Origin of the sequence: Brevibacillus borstelensis, assembly GCF_003710865.1 — a bacterium.
Lineage (GTDB): Bacteria > Bacillota > Bacilli > Brevibacillales > Brevibacillaceae > Brevibacillus > Brevibacillus borstelensis.
Window position 1 is genome coordinate 51,213 of sequence record NZ_RHHO01000056.1, and the last position, 19,269, is coordinate 70,481.

Here is a 19,269-nt window from a genome sequence, read left to right on the forward strand (position 1 = left end):
GGGTGCACAAAAGGAAAAGCCGTTCGGAAATGGAATCCGAACGGCTTTTGGCTTGTTGCTTGCAACGGTTCGCTGATGCGTTTGCTAGCATCCACAGTTTGCTTGCATCCACACAATAATCTGTTTACGCATATGCCTGCGCTTCGTACCCGATGATTTGGTTCAGCTTTACCTTCTTGTCGTCGTCGAGAACGAATTCGATCAGGCCATTTTTCATGCTGACCGCTTTGATCACACCTGTGAGCTCGCTGGTCGATGCCGTTCCGTCTGGTTGGGTGGACGAGTCCGTATAGGTGATTGTATAGCCGATCATCTGGGCATATTGGAGGGTATTGTCCATTCGCACATTGTCCGGCTTGACCGACATGCCCTTGATGTTTTCCAGCTTGATCGAGGTTCCGTTGTCCAGCTGGAATTGCACGGCATTGTCTTTCATCGTGAATCCGACAATGACTCCGTTTTTGACTTCATCGACGGAAGTGACGTCGTCCGTGGTGTCAGGGTTTCCATCCTTGTCCACCTGCTTCGACTCCGTATAGGACACTTCTTTTCCGATCATCTCGGCGTACTTCAGGCTGTTGTCCAGACTGTTTCCGGACAAGCCTTTCGATTCCAGACCCTCGATCCATTCGCGGGGGACTGGCGTTTGTTCGCCCTGGATGCGGAAGTAGATTTTTCCTTGATCGAGGTATACGGCGTCGATGACTCCCGATTTTTTCTCATGGGTCACTTCGCCCGTCATTTCGTCCTTTTTCTGCATGTCGTAGCTGGCTGTTCTGCCGACCAGCGCTTCGTATTCCCGCAGGGTCAGCATGCTGTTGTTGGACTGCTCCATCAGGCTGGCCATCTTGGTCAGCTTCTCAACCATGGTCATCATGCTCGTTTGCTGCAGGAATTGCGAATTGTCCATCGGAGAGAGCGGGTCCTGCTGTTTCAACTGCTCCAGCATCAGCTTCATAAAGGCATTCTGGTCCAGCTCGGTGGAAAACTCCTTTTTGCCTTTATAGCTCAAATGGGGCTGTATGTGAGTGCTGTTATTGACGGTGTTTGTATCTGACATGGCTGTCCTCCCTGTCTCTGACGGGTACTTCAGTACGTTCACATTCTTCTTTACAATGTATCGGTAAAATCTGCTTGAGAGTAAAGACAAACATTTGTTCGAATTTGCGGCTTATTTTTTGAATGATTGTGTTATAATGGAAATGAGATGTGACAAGGAGATGAACGAGGGAATGGACCGTTTTGAATTGGTATCGGAGTTTCAGCCGTCCGGAGACCAGCCGACAGCCATTGCCGGACTGGTGGAGGGTGTGCTCGCCGGAAAGCGGCACCAGACATTGCTGGGCGCGACCGGTACGGGAAAGACCTTTACGATTGCTCAGGTAATTGCCCAGGTAAACAAGCCGACGCTGGTAATGGCCCACAACAAGACGTTGGCTGCCCAGCTTTGTGCCGAGTTCAAGGAGTTTTTCCCGAACAACGCGGTGGAATACTTCGTCAGCTACTACGATTACTATCAACCGGAAGCGTACATTCCCCAATCGGATACGTATATCGAAAAAGATTCCAGCATCAACGACGAGATCGACAAGTTGCGCCACTCCGCGACCAGCGCGTTGTTTGAGCGGCGTGACGTGATTATCGTGGCGTCGGTGTCGTGCATTTACGGCTTGGGTTCGCCCGAGGAATACAGAGAGCTGCTGCTGTCGCTTCGGGTCGGGATGGAAAAAAGCCGCGACGAAATCCTTCATCGCCTGGTGGACATCCAGTACGACCGCAACGATATCAACTTCGTTCGCGGGACGTTCCGCGTACGGGGAGACGTCGTGGAAATTTTCCCGGCTTCGCAAAGCGAGCAGGCGATCCGCGTCGAGTTTTTCGGCGATGAAATCGAACGGATCACAGAGATTGATGTCCTGACCGGGGAAATCCTCGGGCAGCGCGATCATGTAGCGATTTTCCCAGCTTCCCACTACGTAACGCGCGAAGAAAAAATGAAGCGCGCCGTCCAAAGCATCGAGATGGAGCTGGAGGCGAGGCTCGCGGAGTTTCGCGCGGCAGGCAAGCTGCTGGAAGCGCAGCGTCTGGAGCAGCGCACCCGCTACGACATCGAGATGATGATGGAGATGGGCTTCTGCTCCGGGATTGAAAACTACTCCCGCCATCTGACCGGCTTGCCGGAAGGACACGCGCCGTATACACTGATCGATTATTTTCCCGACGACTTTCTCGTCGTTATGGACGAGTCGCATATGACCCTGCCCCAGGTACGTGCCATGTACAACGGTGACCGGGCACGCAAGGATGTTCTCGTAGAGCACGGCTTCCGTCTGCCGTCAGCGAGAGACAACAGACCGCTGAAATTCGAGGAATTCGAAGCGAAGCTGAAGCAGGCGATCTACATTTCCGCGACCCCGGGTCCCTACGAGCTTGAGCACTGTCCGGAAGTCGTCCAACAGGTTATTCGCCCGACGGGTCTGGTGGACCCGACTGTGACCGTCCGCCCGATCAAGGGGCAAATCGACGATCTGATCGGCGAGATTCAGGCCACTATCGCCAAGGACGAACGGGTTTTGGTGACGACCTTGACGAAAAAGATGGCGGAAGATCTGACCGATTACCTGAAGGATATCGGCATCAAGGTTCGCTATTTGCACTCCGACATCAAGACGATCGAGCGGATGCAAATTTTGCGTTCCTTGCGTCTGGGGGAATTTGACGTGCTGATCGGGATCAACCTGCTGCGGGAGGGGCTCGACTTGCCGGAAGTTTCGCTCGTCGCCATCCTCGACGCGGACAAAGAGGGCTTCCTGCGCAACGAGCGCTCCCTGATCCAGACGATCGGACGCGCTGCCCGGAACGCCGAGGGACGCGTCATCATGTACGCCGACCGAATAACCGATTCGATGAAGGCAGCGATCAGCGAGACGGAGCGGCGCCGCAAAATCCAGACAGAATACAACGAAAAGAACGGAATTACCCCGCAAACGGTCAAGAAGGCTGTCCGCGAAGTCATCGAAGCGACCAAGGTGGCGGAAGAGAAGGCAGATTACCTGCCGCATGCCGACTTTAAAAAGATGCCGAAGAAGGATCGCATCCAGGTGATTGAGCGGATGGAAGAAGAAATGAAGGAAGCGGCACGCAACCTCATGTTTGAGCGAGCAGCCGAATTGCGTGATTTAATTCTTGAGCTGAAGGCAGAGCTCTAAGGAGAGGGAATTGCATGCCATTGGAACATATTGTGGTGAAAGGTGCCCGTGCCCACAACCTGAAAAACGTCGATGTCGTCATTCCTCGCGACAAGTTTGTCGTGCTGACGGGGTTGTCGGGCTCAGGGAAGTCATCGCTTGCATTTGATACGATTTACGCCGAAGGACAGCGGCGGTATGTGGAGTCGCTGTCCGCCTATGCCCGTCAATTTCTCGGGCAGATGGACAAGCCGGACGTCGACTCCATCGAAGGCTTGTCCCCTGCCATTTCGATCGACCAGAAGACGACGAGCCGCAACCCGCGATCTACAGTAGGGACTGTTACCGAGATTTACGATTACCTGCGCCTTTTGTACGCGCGCATCGGGAGAGCGATCTGTCCCGAACACGGCATCGAGATTCAGTCCCAGACGGTTGAGCAGATGGTCGACCGCGTGATGGAGTACCCTGAGCGTACCCGGCTGCAAATCTTGGCCCCGATGGTTCAGGGACGCAAAGGAGAGCACGTCAAGCTCCTGGAGGACATCCGCAAGCAGGGCTTTGTCCGCGTGCGGGTAGATGGCGAGATTCGCGATTTGTCCGAGGAGATCAAGCTGGAGAAAAACAAAAAGCACAGCATTGAGGTCGTCGTGGACCGGATTGTCGTCAAGCCGGACGTTCAGGCGCGGCTGGCCGATTCGCTGGAGACCGCGCTTCGTCTGGCCGATGGAAAGGTGATCGTCGATGTCATGGAGCAGGAAGAGCTGTTGTTCAGTGAAAAGCACTCCTGCCCGATCTGCGGATTTTCCATCGGCGAGCTGGAGCCGCGCATGTTTTCGTTCAACAGCCCATTCGGCGCCTGCCCGGAGTGCGATGGTCTGGGCGTCAAACTGGAAGTGGACCCGGACATGGTTGTACCCGACGTCACCAAGTCGCTTGCCGACGGTGCCATCGGAGCCTGGGAGCCGAAGTCCTCGACGTACTATCAGCAGCTTCTGGAGTCCGCTTGCCGTCATTTTGACATTCGGATGGACATTCCGTACGAGGAGCTTCCAGAGGAGCACAAGCAAATCCTGATGTACGGCAGCCAGGGAGAAAAAATCCAGTTCCGCTACGAAAACGAGTTTGGCCAGGTCAGAGAGGCGACCGTTCCTTTCGAGGGAGTCGTGATCAATTTGCAGCGCCGCCATCTGGAGACCAGCTCCGACTATATTCGCGAACAAATCGAAGGCTTCATGAGCCAGAAGCATTGTCCTGTCTGCAAAGGACATCGCCTTCGTCAGGAAAGTCTGGCCGTCCGGGTGGGCGGTCGCAGCATTTCCGAACTGACCGATTTGTCCATCACCGACGCGTACGAGTTTATCGACACACTGGATCTGACTGAGAAGGAAATGAAGATCGCCAACCTGATCGTCAAGGAAATCAAGGCGCGCCTCAACTTCCTGATCGACGTCGGACTGGACTACCTGACGCTGAGCCGTGCGGCGGGAACCCTTTCCGGAGGGGAGGCGCAGCGCATCCGGCTTGCTACCCAGATCGGTTCCAGTCTGATGGGCGTTCTCTATATCCTGGACGAGCCGAGCATCGGTCTCCATCAGCGCGACAACGCCCGCCTGATCAAGACGCTGGAGCATATGACCAAGCTGGGCAATACGCTGATCGTCGTAGAGCACGACGAGGATACGATGATGGCTTGCGACTACATCATCGACATTGGACCAGGTGCCGGTATTCACGGCGGCAAAGTCATCGCTGCAGGTACACCGCAGGAAGTGATGGAGAACCCCGATTCTTTGACGGGCGCTTACTTGAGCGGACGCAAGTTCATTCCGGTTCCGATGGAGCGCCGCAAGCCAAACGGCAAATGGCTAACCATCGAGGGAGCAAAGGAAAACAACCTGAAAAACGTCACCGTGAAAATTCCGCTCGGCCTGTTTGTCGCTGTCACAGGCGTTTCCGGTTCTGGAAAGAGCACGTTGATCAACGAGATTTTGCACAAGGCGCTGGCACGCGAGCTCAACCGGGCCAAGGCAAAGCCGGGCGAGCACCGTCGGATCACGGGTCTGGAGCACCTCGACAAGGTGATCGATATCGACCAGTCGCCGATCGGACGCACGCCGCGATCCAACCCTGCCACGTATACCGGCGTGTTTGACGATATCCGCGACCTGTTTGCCTCGACCAACGAAGCGAAGGTCCGCGGCTACAAAAAGGGCCGCTTCAGCTTCAACGTAAAGGGCGGCCGCTGCGAAGCGTGCAGCGGTGACGGGATCATCAAGATTGAAATGCATTTCCTGCCCGACGTCTACGTACCCTGCGAGGTTTGCCACGGCAAGCGCTACAATCGGGAGACGCTGGAAGTGAAGTACAAAGGGAAAAGCATTGCCGACGTCCTGGAAATGACGATTGAGGATTCGCTGGAGTACTTCCGCAACCTGCCGAGGATCGAGCGGAAGCTGCAAACCTTGCTCGACGTGGGGCTGGGCTACATGAAGCTGGGACAGCCGGCCACTACGCTCTCGGGCGGGGAAGCGCAGCGCGTCAAGCTGGCGTCGGAGCTTTACCGCCGCAGCTCCGGCCGTACCCTTTATATCCTGGATGAACCGACGACCGGGCTGCACACTGACGATATTGACCGCTTGCTGAAAGTGCTTCAGCGGTTGGTGGAAAACGGGGATACGGTGCTGGTAATCGAGCACAACCTGGACGTTATCAAGACAGTGGATCACATCATCGATTTGGGACCTGAAGGCGGTACCCGCGGCGGACAAATCGTAGGGACGGGAACGCCTGAGGAGTTGGCGGAGGTACAGGGCTCTTACACGGGCCAGTTCCTGAAGCCCATCCTGGAACGCGACCGCGCTCGTACAGTCGCAAGATGGGAGGAGCTCGTCTCCAAGTAAGCGCAACTGACATGAGCGGGAGTGCTTGTGAGTATAATGGACTATAAGTGCGTCATCCAAGATTGCGCAAAGATATCAGCAAAATATGCTTATATTTCCAAGCTGGCACATACAGGCGAAAACGAAATAAGAACGCTCTTCAAGAGATGCACGATACAGCCCGGAGTAATCGCTCCGGGTTTTCTTTCCGATGAAGTAAAGAGGATTCCATTCAAATGATCGATTGTTTTGTCACTGGTCAAAACACTCAACCAGTTGATGGATGTAAAGGGAGAGTGCAAAGAGATGGAGCTCGTGAAAGAAGCGCTGGCTTCCTTGCCAGAGGGTCTGGTAAAAAAAGCGGAGCGATTTTTCGACGGCCAGGACCCGGCCCATGATTGGCAGCATAACTTGCGCGTCATCGGGCTTTGTGAGCGGATCGGACGCGAGGAAGGCGCAGATATGCAAATTCTTCGGCTGGCTGCCTTGCTCCACGACATTGGACGTGCGGAAGAGAGGCGGACGGGAGAGTGCCATGCGGAAATCAGCGCACGCCTCGTGCCGGAGCTGCTGACTGAGTACGGTTATTCCGAAGAACAAGCAGCGCTTGTCCAGCAGGTGATTCTTGCACACCGTTTTCGCAAGGAGCGGCCTCCGACTTCGCTAGAGGACAAGATCTTATTCGATGCCGACAAACTGGACTCAATCGGCGCGATCGGGATTGCCCGTGCCTTCGCCTACTCGGGAGTAATCGGACAGCCGATTGTCTCCGATGACCCTTCCGTGCACACTCCAGCCAGGGAGTACGAGTGGAAGCTCAGCCGCATACAAGAACGACTGATGACGAGCACGGCTCGTCGTATAGCAGAAGAGCGACACACCTTTATGGAGCTTTTTTTTGCACAATGGAAGAAAGAACTGCATGGGATGCTTTAGGGACAAATTTGCCAGCTTCTGAATCAAGAGGGAAGGAGGGGAGACGGATGATTCGGTGGATAGTCAAGCTTTTGTTAAACGGTGCAGCCCTGCTGCTGATTAGCCAGTGGTTTGAGGCGATTACCCTCTCCAGTTTTGGTGTAGCGGTGTGGGCAGCTTTCATTTTGGGATTGGTCAACACGTTTATCAGGCCGATCCTGGTTTTCTTTTCCTTGCCGCTCCACTTTTTGACGCTGGGGCTGTTTTGGTTTGTGATAAATACGCTCACCTTTGCGCTGACGGCCTATTTGATCGATGGCTTTGAGGTGGGGAACTGGCCGGGATCATTCTGGACGGTTCTGATGGCAGCGGTGCTGATGAGCTTGTTTGGATGGATCATTGAAGGTGTCCTCAGCAAAAAGAAGTAGGCAGCGTTGAAAGAGAGGACACGACGGGTTGTCGCCAGTTGACTGGAAAAACCGGAAGACTGGCTGAACGATATCAGGAAAAAGAAAGCGGCTGTCTTCATTTGAAAGTCTTTCCGAAGTGACAGCCGCTTTTTCATGTAAAAAAGGGGCCCCGCTTGCTTCGGGAACACCCTCTTGCATTTTTAAGATCGTAATAAAATCGTAAGAGACTACTGCTGTTTTTCCCGCTGAGAAGGAGGAATCGGTTCGTAGAGGAACCCCCCCTTTAATACACCGGCAACATGCAAGGCAGACAAGGATGCAAAGAAATCTGACGTCAGTTTACGCAATTTCTTCATAACGTACCACCCTTTCTTAACATTTGTTCCAGGCCGGCCACCATACGATACGAAACCGGATGGAGGTGCAGCGACTGCAGAAAAACAGCAAGCGAATATATCAATGCTATTTTCTGGTAATATACTACCAGAAAAAGTATGAAAGTGCAACCTATCGTAATCAGAAATAGGATCACTTTTTTGCTGATTTGTCTGACTCTTTCATTGGTAGGCAAATAAGTGTGGGCGGCAGGAGCATATTTCACATTGATCAGAAAGGCTGCCCCCATAGAAATGACAATCCAGAAATAGGCCAAAGATGTGGTAAGTACGGGGAGATGAGCCATCACATATCCTGCTCCTGACAAAGTTGCTGTCCCGACGATGAGACAAGACCCGGGTGTGCTCATGTGAACACCCCCGGTAAAGAGACGATGCAGAAAGTAGATAGTGGTTAGGAGAAAAACTTCCCCGACGATGCCAAGAAGGATTGAGACAAGGAACAGAAACATCACGTTTAATAGATTTAGAAGAAAGATTTCAATTCCGTGTGACAGCTCCTCCTCTGTATGAATCGTATCTTCAGACATGATTTTTCTTGCGATCCGCTTCGATGTCTTTTCCATCCATCCCATGGAAACACTCCTTTTTACAAGCCAAAGGAAATTCGAAAGCTGGTGACGCCTTGTTCCGATTGAACCTGAATCTTGCCGCCATATCGTTCGGTCACGGATTTGACGACAGCGAGCCCGACCCCTCCTTCTCCATTGGTTTTCGTTGTATATCCCAGTTGGAAAATAGCCTGCAGCTTCTCTTTTGGAATCGTAGGTCCGCTATTTTCGATATAAAGGTATTGCTCACCCTCGGAATAACCCCATTCCAGCTTTATGTAACGGTTCTCCTCGAGCTCGTAGGAGGAGGCTCGGATAGCATTGTCGAAAAGGTTGCCGATAATCTTGATCAGGTCATACGTTCGAATGAAAGAAAACTGATGAGTCCCGAAGATTTTGATGTCGCACGATATTCGTTCGGCGATGCAAATAGCCATTTTGGATTGAAACAGAGCAGAAATGGCCGGGTTTTGAATGCCTTCCAAAACTTGGACACTGTTTTCTACTGCTTGCTCGATGGACACCGTTTCCTGCAGAAGCTGCTGCACGTATTCTTTGCCCATATCATGCATGCCTTCCTTCAGGAAGCCATTGATAGCCGTGTAGTGGTTGAGAGAATCGTGCTTGATGGACCGGATCGCGGTCAAAAGGTCGTTGATGCTTTGCAGATAAGGAGTCTCCGTTTCGGTCTCGACGCGGTTAATCGTCAGGTTGACGTAAATTCGGAACAGGTAGACGATCACAATAAACAAGAACAGAATGACAAGTTGAAAGAATAGCTGATATTGTGTCGTGTAGAATTGAAGCAATGGAGAATTGTTTCCCCTGATAAAAAATGAAGTATTCATAAACAAGATCAACAAAAATTCAATGCTACCAATCAAAATCAGCATGAACAGGTAACGGTTATGACGGTTTTGCGGAACCATCCTGCGCAAATCGATCTTGAGCATTCGCAGAAAAAAGGCCAAAAGAGCCAAGACAAATAAATAAAGAAATCCTGCAAAATGCTGTAGAAATGATGTGGTAAGAATGTCAAATCCGTAAATCTGCTGGCTGTTTAACAGCATCAAAATTACGAATTCTGCGAGGATCATGCTACCAATTGAGGCAATCGTCATGGAAACCGCCATAAATATCTTTGCTCTAAAGAGAAAAAGAATAAACAGATAGGTAAAAAGAAGCATCGTGACAATTTTTGGTTGATAGGGGACGTTGAGAAAGCTGAGCGACTCCCCTGCAATAGCGAACAGCATACAAAAAACGACAGTTTTCTTCAGATGAGCAACCGGAGATTGATTGAATATGGCAAAACCGATTGTCAGAAGCAAGAAGGCTTCAGGTACATCTATTAGGAAGAAACGGAGCAGGAAATCCAATTGCCTTGCCTCCTCTCAATCTGTAACACACATACGAAAAACGGGGGCAATTATGTAACTATAGTATAGCAGAGAGTATGTAACAAAGATGAAACACTAATTCTATCTTATGAAATAAGTCGATTAATGTAAATGATGTTAGAAGAGTTTGAATAGTCCGATGTTGAGAGCTGCCGGCTCTTTCGATACAATGAGGATACAAAATCGGGACGAGCGCAATAGACTTGGAGGGGAAGACGAGTGAGAAAAACAAAAGTAAGTCACCTGATGGATCATTTCAACATGAAGCTGCTAAGCGGTGAAGAAGGACTGGGAAGAGAGATAACGGTAACAGACCTAAGCCGTCCTGGTCTTCAGCTAGCTGGCTATTACTCGTATTACGCCGCAGAACGCATTCAACTGTTCGGGTTGACCGAAATTAACTTTTTCGAGACGCTCACCAGGGAAGAACGGCTGGAACGCATGCGATTTCTCATGCAAGAGGAAACCCCTTGTTTCTGTGTGACCCGCAACCTGCAGGTGCCGGAAGAAATACTGGAGATATCCAATGAACGCGGTCTTCCTGTCCTCCAATCCTCGCTCGCGACCACTACGTTGGTAGGCAAAGTCACCAATTACCTGGAGAACCGGCTGGCTCCGACGACCACCATTCACGGTGTATTGACGGACATCTACGGGGTAGGCGTACTGATTATGGGTTCGAGCGGGATTGGAAAAAGTGAGGCCGCCCTGGAGCTGGTAAAGCGGGGGCATCGTCTCGTGGCTGATGACGCGGTGGAAATTCGCCAGACTCAGGGTGAACAGTTGGTCGGAAGCGCTCCTGAGCTGATTCAGCATTTGCTTGAAATCCGCGGCGTGGGCATTATCAATGTGATGACGATGTTTGGAGCGGGTGCTGTACGGAATGTAAAAAATATCGCCATGGTGGTCCAACTGGAGCTGTGGGAGCCGCATAAGCAATACGAACGACTCGGACTGGACGAAGAGACGATCAAGATTATGGACACGGAAATCCCGATCATCACGGTGCCTGTCCGCCCTGGCCGCAACTTGGCGGTCATCATCGAAGTGGCCGCGATGAACTTCAGGCTGAAGCGGATGGGGTACAACGCCGCGGTCCATTTTTCCAAAAAGCAGTCCGATATGATTTTGGAGGACACCGATTCCGACTTGTAAGAGAGCTTGTGCGAGAGACTTTTTTCAAACATCTTGTGGAAGGCACACGCGAAAGGGACGAGTAGATGAGCAGAAAGACCAAACGATTTCCCGTCCACGGGGCGAATCCGTTGTGGCAGTTGTACCAAACCGTTAGCTTTTGGAAAGTGGTCAAGAGTTTTGTCGTCATCCAGATTGCCCGATACACGCCGTTTCTCTCCTGGAAAAACTGGCTCTACCGGACTTTTCTGCGTATGGAAATCGGAGAAAAGACAGCAGTAGCCTTGATGGTCATGATGGATATTATGTTTCCGGAGCTGATCAAGATCGGCCGCAATTGTGTGATCGGCTACAATACGACCATTCTTGCGCACGAGTACCTGGTAGATGAGTACCGCTTGGGAGAGGTCCGAATCGAAGACCGAGTGCTGATCGGAGCGAACAGCACCATTTTGCCGGGAGTGACCATCGGCGAAGGGGCGATCGTGGCTGCCGGTACGGTCGTTCACAAGGATGTTCCTCCCGGAGCGTTTGTGGGCGGCAATCCGATGCAGATCATTCGGGAAGGGATTGAGCAGCAAACCGTGGAGCAGACAACAACATAGCAGAGCTGTAAGCATTCGAACCGCCGGGTAATCGGCGGTTTTGTTTTGTTTGTAATCGTCACTTGTTATTAAAGCGGGGCTTTCGTTTGCACTTCGTTGCGGGTTTTATGTTGGCGGTTGGACAGGCTGTAGTGGAAGAGATGAAAAAGGAGAAAACCGCTCAAGGTTCGGTGGGACACTGCGAGGGGGCTGGACTGGCCGGCTCCATTCCAAAAGCAAAACCGCGTCCAAAAGCAGCCTGCTCGAGGGGGCGTCTCAGAGTTGGACGCTAAAAGCGTGTTTTGCTTTTTCCATTCCGCCTGGGAGGTGTCCCAAAGACCTTCGCGGTTTTCTCCTTTTTCATCTCTACACTGTTGGTTTTCTTTACGAAAACCAGTTCGGGCTAATGGCCGAACTGGTTTGAAAGAGGTTGGTTTGAAAGAGGTTGGTTTGAAAGAGGTTGGTTTGAAAGAGCTTCGTTCGAAAAAAGGTTCGTTTGAAAAGAGTTTTCGTCTCAAAGAGCCCCCTTCAGCTTACCTGGATCAGGTTTGTTGTGAGCCTTTAGACAATCTGCAGGCACCAACTGACAAAGCTTGCCATGAACCTTAGCCAACCTGAACGACCCTGCATGCTTTTCAAAGCTCGGGGAAGCAGTTCTGCTCGCTGGAGAAGCCTGTTTCCAGTCGGAGCGACTAGCGAAGTCCAGCCCAGTGGAGCAATGGTCACGAGGAAACAGAATCGCAACCTATGAATTCACTCTGCAGCTACGCGTCGTTTTGCGATTCCCTCGGGACCATTGCGGAGCGGACAGTCATAGCTTCCTTGCGGGACGTAGACCGGAGCGCAGAATGGAAACAGGCTTCTCTTCGCCACAGCCGCTTTAGAGGAAGCCGTACATACAAAGCAATAAGGGAAGGACTGTTGATTCAGATTAAGACTGCCAACAACAAACGGAATATTCAGACTATAAATGCCGCAGTTGACCGACAGATGGCAACATGTTAATCTTCTACTAACACTTTAGTTTGCTACCATATTAGCAGAGTAAAGCGAATGGATTCGGAGGGACATGCGATGACAAAGCCGTTGGGATTTGAAAAGCCTTTGGGCATGCGGGACATATTGCCGGAATCACTGGCCAAACAACGGCATTTGGAGCGCGAGCTGCGGGATTGCATCGAGCGCTGGGGGTACAGAGAGATCATGACCCCGTCACTGGAGTACTACGATACGGTAGGTGCCGCAAGTGTTACGCTCACTGACAGAATGTTTCGGCTGTTGGATAAACAGGGGCATACGGTTGTGCTCCGCCCCGATATGACATCGCCTATAGCGCGGGTCGTTTCGTCCTTATATAAAGACGTTCCACTGCCGATTCGGCTGTTTTACCAGACCAATGTTTTTCGGGCCCAGGAAAAAGAGGCGGGGCGCAATGCTGAATTTTTCCAGACGGGAATCGAACTGATCGGCGATGCTTCCGTAGATGCTGACGCCGAGGCGATTGCGTTGGCAGTCTTTTGCTTGCAGGCGTCAGGGGTTGAAACGTTTCGGATCGCGATCGGCCATGTTGACTTTGTGGAAGGTCTTCTGGAGGAGACGGTCGCTGACGAGGAAGACCGGTCCCAATTCCGCCGCTTTCTGTATGAGCGGGATTTCGTCGGCTTTCGTCAGTTGACGGAGCGTCTTAACCTTTCAGCAGAGGAAAAGAAACGGCTGGAGGCGCTTTTACGTCTGCGCGGGGGCAAAGGGAAGATCGAAGAGGCCCGCCAGCTGACGGTAAACGGAAGGGCTCGCCGGGCCGTTGAGACGGTTGCTTCGCTTTGGGCTGCACTGGAGGCATACGGAGTAACAGAGGCGCTGCTGCTTGATTTCAACCTGATCAGCAACATGAATTACTACACGGGTGTCGTGTTTGAAGGATATGCGGCCGACCTGGGCTCGCCGCTGCTGGGAGGCGGCAGATACGACCGGCTGCTTGAACAATTTGGGCGTCCTGCGCCAGCGACCGGATTCGCAATCAAAATGGATCGGCTGTTGCAGGTGACGCCTGCGTTGGCCTCGCCGGAAAAACAGCATGTGCTATTGTTCTATACGGATGAATACCGGGCCAAGGCTTTCGCAGAAGCTCAGCGAATGCGCCGGGAGGGGCAGATCGTAGAGACGAGACGGGTAAAGGACCGGACAGAAGCATTGGTGTGGAGCGAGCATGCGGAATACAGCGTGATCAGCCTGACGGAACAGGAGGAATGAGAGATGAGTCTGTCTGACAACGAGCGCAAACTGACGATTGCCATGCCGAAGGGCAGGATTTTTGAAGAAGCGGTTGCCTTTTTGCAGCAGGCGGGCATGGAGGTGACAGCCGAGCTGCAGGATTCGCGAAAATTGATTATCCCTGTGAAGAACACGAGTCTGGAGTTTATTCTCGCAAAGCCGACAGACGTGCCTACCTATGTGGAGTACGGGGTGGCAGACGTCGGCGTCGTGGGCAAGGACGTCCTGCTGGAAGAGGAGCGTGACGTCTACGAGCTGTTGAATTTGCAGATCGGCTACTGCCGGATGGTGGTCGCGGGGCTTGAGGACTGGACACCCACTGAGGCGCCGCGGGTAGCGACCAAGTACCCGCGGATCGCATCCCGGTATTTCCGTGAGCAGGGGCAGCAGGTAGAAGTAATCAAGCTGAACGGTTCCGTCGAGCTCGCCCCGTTGATCGGCCTGGCCGACCGGATCGTCGATATTGTCTCTACCGGCCGGACCTTGAAGGAAAACGGGCTGGTCGAGCTGGAGCATATATGCGAGATTACGACGCGGTTGATCGCCAATCGGGCGAGCTACCGGATGAAAAGTGAAGCCGTTGACGACATTGCCCAAAAATTTCTGGAAGTGATCCCCCGGTAATGATGCGGGAAAGGGAGAGGGGAGCAAAATGATTCGAATCGTGCGAGCAGACAAATACGATGCCAGGCGTTCCGTCGAAGCAGGGACCGAGGAACAGCGGCAAGCCGTCCAATCCATTCTGGCGGAGGTACGGAAAAAGGGCGACGAAGCTGTCCGCGCTTATACAGAGCGTTTTGACAAAGTACGATTGGAGCAGTTTCGCGTCAGCGAGTCGGAGTTGCGGGAAGCGGAGGAGCTGGTCTGTGCCGAAGTGAAAGCGGCACTGGAAGAAGCGGCGGAAAACATTCGCGACTACCACCAGCGGCAGGTCCGCCAATCCTGGTTTGCCATGAGGGACAGCGGAACGCTTCTGGGTCAGATCGTGCGGCCGTTGCAGCGAGTCGGGCTTTACGTTCCGGGCGGTACGGCTGCCTACCCTTCCAGCGTACTGATGAATGCAGTCCCGGCCAAAATCGCCGGTGTGCCCGAAGTCGTTATCACCACCCCTCCGGGTGCGGATGGAAAAGTAAATCCGGCGATTCTCGTAGCGGCGCGCATTGCCGGTGTCAACGAAATCTACAAGGTGGGCGGTGCCCAGGCCATTGCCGCCCTCACCTACGGGACGGAGCAAATCAAGCCGGCAGATAAAATTGTCGGTCCGGGCAACATTTATGTTGCACTCGCGAAGCGGGAAGTCTTTGGTCTCGTCAGCATTGACATGGTTGCCGGCCCGAGCGAGATTGTGGTACTCGCTGACGATACGGCCAATCCTCGCTATGTTGCGGCTGACCTGCTGTCACAGGCGGAGCACGATCCGATGTCGGCGGCCGTGCTGGTTACCCCGTCGCCGTCGCTGGCAGAGGCCACGGCCCGCGAATTGGAGCGGCAGCTGGAAGATCTGCCCCGCCGTTCCATCGCGGAAGCGGCGTTGCGGGACTTTGGCGCGATTTTGCTCGTGCAGGACTTGGATGAAGGCTTTGCCGTCGTCAACCGATTGGCCCCCGAGCATTTGGAGCTGATGGTGGAAAACCCGTTTGACCAGTTGGGCAGGGTGGAGAACGCCGGAGCGATTTTTCTCGGGCCTTACTCATCGGAGCCGGTCGGCGATTATTTTGCAGGCACGAATCACGTCATCCCGACCAATGGTACGGCCCGCTTTTCCTCGCCGCTGTCCGTGGATGACTTTATCAAAAAATCGAGCGTCGTTTCCTACAGCAGACAGGATTTGCAGGCAAACGGCCGCAAAATCGTCGCGCTGGCTTGGCAGGAGGGCTTGCATGCCCACGGACGTGCGATCCAGGAGCGGCTTTATGATTTCGCCAAAGAAGACGGGGAGCGTGAACAGTCATGATCGAGATAATCAAGCGAAACGCGCAGATCGCGCGGACAACCAACGAAACCGATATTGCGCTGGCATTTGCGGTCGACGGGAGCGGAGAGAGCAAACAGGATTCCGGCGTGCCGTTCCTCGACCATATGCTGGACTTGTTTGCCCGGCACGGCCATTTTGACCTCACCGTCAAGGCGAAGGGAGACATCGAGATCGACTACCACCATACCGTAGAAGATATCGGCATTTGTCTCGGGCAAGCACTGCGGGAAGCGCTTGGCGACAAAAAGGGGATCAAGCGCTACGGCAACGCCTTTGTCCCGATGGACGACGCTTTGGCGCAGGTGGTCATCGATATCAGCAACCGTCCCCATCTGGAATACCGGGCTGCATATCCGTCTCCTGTCGTGGGGCAATTCCCGACGGAGCTAGTGCATGAATTTCTTTGGAAGTTTGCCCTGGAAGCCCGGATCAATCTGCACGTCATCCTGCATTATGGCCACAATACCCACCACATGATCGAAGCGATTTTCAAAGCGCTGGCGCGAGCATTGGATGAAGCGACGAGTATCGACCCGCGGGTCAAAGGAGTCCCGTCTACAAAAGGAGTTTTGTAAGATGATCGGAATCATCGACTACGGCATGGGCAATTTGTACAGCTTGGGAAAAGCGCTGGAAAGGCTCGGCTGCTCCTATGAATTTGTCTCCAGACCGGAGCGGCTAGAAGGCCTTTCGGGAGCCATCCTTCCAGGAGTCGGGGCCTTCGGGGATGCCATGAAAAACATTCGTGAGCTGGAGCTGGAAGAGGGCATTCGCTCGTACGCGGCTTCCGGACGTCCCATCCTGGGAATTTGCCTTGGCATGCAGCTTTTGTTCGAACAAAGCACAGAACACGGAGTCGCAGCAGGACTGGGACTGATTGGCGGAAAGGCCGTACGCTTTGAAGGAGACTACAAGGTGCCGCATATGGGCTGGAACCAGCTTCATATGCGAGCGGAGCATCCACTGCTCAGCGGAGTGAAAAGCGGCGATTACGTCTACTTCGTCCACTCCTACCATGTCCGGGTAAGCGATGAGAAGGTCCTGCTGGCAACGACGGAGTACCATCAGCAGGTGACAGCCATCGTCGGGCAAGATCAGGTGTACGGCATGCAATTCCACCCGGAAAAGAGCGGCGAGACGGGGATGAGGCTGCTGGCCAATTTTGCTGAACTGTGTAAGGGGGAAAAGGCATGAGTACGAGCTTTACGATCTATCCGGCTATCGATATTCGCGGCGGCAAATGCGTCCGTCTGTTTCAGGGAGACTACGCGCAGGAGACCGTTTATGCCGACTCGCCTCTGGAAATGGCCAGGGAGTGGGTGGCCCAAGGCGCTTCCTGGATTCACCTGGTTGACCTCGATGGAGCCAAGGAAGGGCTGCCGGTCAATGGAGAGCTGATCAAAACAATCGCCCGGTCTGTGAGTGTTCCTGTGCAGGTAGGCGGAGGGATTCGCACGGAAGAACAGATCAATGACTATCTGGAGGCAGGAGTTTCCCGCGTCATCCTCGGGACAGCGGCGATCGAAGACGAGCCATTTACCGAGAGGATTCTCCGACGCTACAGAAAAAAGATCGCCATCGGGCTTGACTGCAGGGGCGGCATGGTGGCGACGCGAGGCTGGCTGACGACGACCGACGTGAGTGCTACTGAACTGGCAACCCGGCTCGCCCAATACGGAGCGGAGACCTTTATTTACACGGATATCGCCCGCGATGGCACCCTCACAGGCCCGAATGTGGAGGAGATTTTCGCACTGACCCGTGCGACTGGAAAAACAGTGATCGCCTCCGGCGGGGTGAGCGTGCTCGATGATTTGACTGCCCTGCATCGTTATGCCGGGGAAGGTGTCGGCGGGGCTATCGTCGGCAAGGCCCTGTATACGAAAGCCTTTACGCTGACCGAGGCTGTATCTCGGCTGAGGGAGTGTGAATAGCATGCTGGCCAAGCGAATCATTCCCTGCCTCGACGTCAAGGACGGACGGGTCGTCAAAGGTATACAGTTTCTCGGGCTGCGCGACGCCGGAGATCCGGTGGAGCTGGCCAAAAAGTACAGCGAGGAAGGAGCCGACGAGCTCGTTTTCCTGGACATTTCGGCCTCCCATGAAGGGCGCAAAACGATGGTGGACGTAATCGAACAGACGGCAGCCAACATTACGATCCCTTTCACGGTCGGCGGCGGGATCAACAGTGTGGACGACATGAGGCGCATTCTGCGGGCAGGAGCCGATAAAATTTCGTTGAATACGGCAGCGGTGCTGCGTCCGGAGCTGATCCGCGAGGGGGCACAGGTCTTTGGCACCCAGTGTGTGGTCGTCGCTATCGACGCACGGCAGGTCGGAGAGAACAAGTGGGAAGTGTACACCCACGGCGGACGAAATGCTGCAGGCAAGGATTTGATCGAGTGGGCGCAGGAAGCCGAGGCTCTGGGAGCGGGCGAAATTCTCTTGACCAGCATGGATGCCGACGGAGAAAAGAAAGGCTTTGACATCGAGCTGAACCGGCTTGTATCGGAAGCGGTAGGGATTCCCGTTATAGCTTCTGGAGGCGCCGGTAGTCGGGAGCATTTTTTGGAGGTGCTGACTGCAGGTAAGGCTGATGCTGCTCTGGCCGCCTCCATTTTCCACTATGAGGAGACCTCGATCCAGGCGGTAAAAGAGTATCTGCTCGCGAAAGGAGTCGACATACGACCATGACATTGACTGTAAACATCGAGGCGCTCCGTTTTGACGAAAACGGCCTGATCCCCGCCATTGTACAGGATGCCGTGAGCAAGGAAGTGCTGACGCTCGCCTACATGAACAAAGAGTCTTTGGCCAAGTCGCTGGAAACAAAGGAGACGTGGTTTTGGAGCCGTTCCCGGCAGGAGCTGTGGCACAAAGGAGCGACCTCCGGCCACACGCAGCGAATTGTTTCGATCAAATACGATTGCGATAAAGACGCCCTAGTCGTGCTGGTTGTTCCACAAGGACCGGCTTGCCACACCGGGTCGTACAGTTGTTTTGCCGGACAGTTGACAACCGTCGGAATCACGGCAAGCGATGAAGCGAGTGCCGCAACTGAAGCGAACGCAAGCACTGCAACTGAAACGGACGCAAGAGCAGCGGCTGGTTCTGGCATTGCTGCGGCAACTGAATCTAGCATTTTAGCGAAAGAAAAAATACCATCGGCTGTCTCTTCCGACCGTTTCTCCATTTTGAACGAGCTGGAGCAGTTGATCGCCTCACGCGAAGCGGAGCGCCCGGAAGGCGCCTACACCACCTATCTGTTTGAAAAAGGCGTAGACAAGATTTTGAAAAAGGTCGGCGAGGAAGCGGCCGAAGTGATCATCGCGGCGAAGAATCGCAGTCATGACGAGCTCCGTTACGAAGCGGCTGATCTCCTGTATCACCTGCTTGTGCTGCTGCGGGAACAAAAGCTTCCGCTCGACGACGTGCTGGCAGAACTGCAAAAGCGGCGGTAACGGCAATCGGGATGGTATAATGCCGATAGATTTTCGCCATTCTCATCCTGGCTAGATCGCACATTGCATGCTGTTAATTTGACGCCAGCCCTCCTATCATTGT

18 protein-coding genes are annotated in these 19,269 nt (G+C 53.5%); 15 read left to right on the top strand and 3 right to left on the bottom strand.

Features of this window, described 5'->3' with window-relative positions:
- Positions 1–124: 124 nt before the first annotated feature.
- On the bottom strand, positions 125–1,060 hold the full coding sequence (locus EDM54_RS23575; protein WP_003388259.1) for a flagellar hook assembly protein FlgD: 936 nt from the start codon (positions 1,058–1,060) through the stop codon (positions 125–127).
- A 172-nt stretch (positions 1,061–1,232) separates the two neighbouring features.
- On the opposite strand from EDM54_RS23575, the gene uvrB reads away from it, so the two are divergent.
- The 4 genes from uvrB to EDM54_RS23595 all read left to right on the top strand — a co-directional run bounded on the left by uvrB (position 1,233) and on the right by EDM54_RS23595 (position 7,413).
- Positions 1,233–3,209 (top strand): excinuclease ABC subunit UvrB, encoded by a 1,977-nt coding sequence (gene uvrB / locus EDM54_RS23580; RefSeq protein WP_003388258.1) that lies wholly within the window; start codon positions 1,233–1,235, stop codon positions 3,207–3,209.
- A 14-nt stretch (positions 3,210–3,223) separates the two neighbouring features.
- Positions 3,224–6,091, top strand: coding sequence for an excinuclease ABC subunit UvrA (gene uvrA, locus EDM54_RS23585; protein ID WP_003388257.1), 2,868 nt, complete (start codon positions 3,224–3,226; stop codon positions 6,089–6,091).
- A gap of 285 nt (positions 6,092–6,376) precedes the next feature.
- The gene (locus EDM54_RS23590) at positions 6,377–7,006 is read left to right on the top strand and encodes an HD domain-containing protein (protein ID WP_031932632.1); all 630 of its coding nucleotides are present in this window, start codon (positions 6,377–6,379) and stop codon (positions 7,004–7,006) included.
- Between the two features lie 47 nt (positions 7,007–7,053).
- The gene (locus tag EDM54_RS23595) at positions 7,054–7,413 is read left to right on the top strand and encodes a phage holin family protein (protein WP_003388254.1); all 360 of its coding nucleotides are present in this window, start codon (positions 7,054–7,056) and stop codon (positions 7,411–7,413) included.
- A gap of 334 nt (positions 7,414–7,747) precedes the next feature.
- On the opposite strand, the gene EDM54_RS23600 is transcribed toward EDM54_RS23595, so the two are convergent.
- Positions 7,748–8,365, bottom strand: a complete 618-nt coding sequence (locus EDM54_RS23600) for an accessory gene regulator ArgB-like protein (protein ID WP_122958887.1) — start codon at positions 8,363–8,365, stop codon at positions 7,748–7,750.
- A gap of 14 nt (positions 8,366–8,379) precedes the next feature.
- Positions 8,380–9,720: a sensor histidine kinase gene (locus EDM54_RS23605; protein ID WP_031932631.1), complete on the bottom strand. Its 1,341-nt coding sequence runs from the start codon at positions 9,718–9,720 to the stop codon at positions 8,380–8,382.
- Between the two features lie 240 nt (positions 9,721–9,960).
- On the opposite strand from EDM54_RS23605, the gene hprK reads away from it, so the two are divergent.
- From hprK to hisIE, 11 genes are all read left to right on the top strand, one after another.
- Complete coding sequence (gene hprK, locus EDM54_RS23610; RefSeq protein WP_024985330.1) at positions 9,961–10,896, top strand: HPr(Ser) kinase/phosphatase; 936 nt, start codon at positions 9,961–9,963, stop codon at positions 10,894–10,896.
- 65 nt (positions 10,897–10,961) lie between these two features.
- Positions 10,962–11,480 carry an acyltransferase gene (locus EDM54_RS23615; RefSeq protein WP_031932630.1) on the top strand — a complete coding sequence of 173 codons (519 nt, stop codon included), beginning with the start codon at positions 10,962–10,964 and terminating at the stop codon, positions 11,478–11,480.
- Positions 11,481–11,741: 261 nt separating this feature from the next.
- Positions 11,742–12,068 carry a hypothetical protein gene (locus EDM54_RS26265; RefSeq protein ID WP_141334207.1) on the top strand — a complete coding sequence of 109 codons (327 nt, stop codon included), beginning with the start codon at positions 11,742–11,744 and terminating at the stop codon, positions 12,066–12,068.
- A gap of 465 nt (positions 12,069–12,533) precedes the next feature.
- Entirely contained in the window at positions 12,534–13,709 is a 1,176-nt protein-coding gene (locus EDM54_RS23620; protein ID WP_039070237.1) for an ATP phosphoribosyltransferase regulatory subunit, read from the top strand.
- A 3-nt stretch (positions 13,710–13,712) separates the two neighbouring features.
- A complete protein-coding gene (hisG, locus tag EDM54_RS23625) occupies positions 13,713–14,354 on the top strand; it encodes an ATP phosphoribosyltransferase (protein ID WP_122958888.1) in 642 nt (213 codons plus the stop codon).
- Between the two features lie 28 nt (positions 14,355–14,382).
- The gene (gene hisD, locus EDM54_RS23630; protein ID WP_171506916.1) at positions 14,383–15,684 is read left to right on the top strand and encodes a histidinol dehydrogenase; all 1,302 of its coding nucleotides are present in this window, start codon (positions 14,383–14,385) and stop codon (positions 15,682–15,684) included.
- On the top strand, positions 15,681–16,280 hold the full coding sequence (hisB, locus tag EDM54_RS23635; RefSeq protein ID WP_003388245.1) for an imidazoleglycerol-phosphate dehydratase HisB: 600 nt from the start codon (positions 15,681–15,683) through the stop codon (positions 16,278–16,280). Before hisD ends, hisB begins: the two co-directional genes overlap by 4 nt.
- Position 16,281: 1 nt before the next feature.
- Positions 16,282–16,899, top strand: a complete 618-nt coding sequence (gene hisH / locus EDM54_RS23640) for an imidazole glycerol phosphate synthase subunit HisH (RefSeq protein ID WP_122958889.1) — start codon at positions 16,282–16,284, stop codon at positions 16,897–16,899.
- The gene (gene hisA, locus EDM54_RS23645; protein WP_122958890.1) at positions 16,896–17,639 is read left to right on the top strand and encodes a 1-(5-phosphoribosyl)-5-[(5-phosphoribosylamino)methylideneamino]imidazole-4-carboxamide isomerase; all 744 of its coding nucleotides are present in this window, start codon (positions 16,896–16,898) and stop codon (positions 17,637–17,639) included. The genes hisH and hisA overlap by 4 nt, the downstream gene beginning before the upstream one ends.
- A 1-nt stretch (position 17,640) precedes the next feature.
- A complete protein-coding gene (gene hisF, locus EDM54_RS23650) occupies positions 17,641–18,399 on the top strand; it encodes an imidazole glycerol phosphate synthase subunit HisF (RefSeq protein ID WP_003388240.1) in 759 nt (252 codons plus the stop codon).
- Entirely contained in the window at positions 18,396–19,166 is a 771-nt protein-coding gene (gene hisIE / locus EDM54_RS23655; RefSeq protein ID WP_039070233.1) for a bifunctional phosphoribosyl-AMP cyclohydrolase/phosphoribosyl-ATP diphosphatase HisIE, read from the top strand. Before hisF ends, hisIE begins: the two co-directional genes overlap by 4 nt.
- The last annotated feature ends 103 nt before the right edge of the window (positions 19,167–19,269 follow it).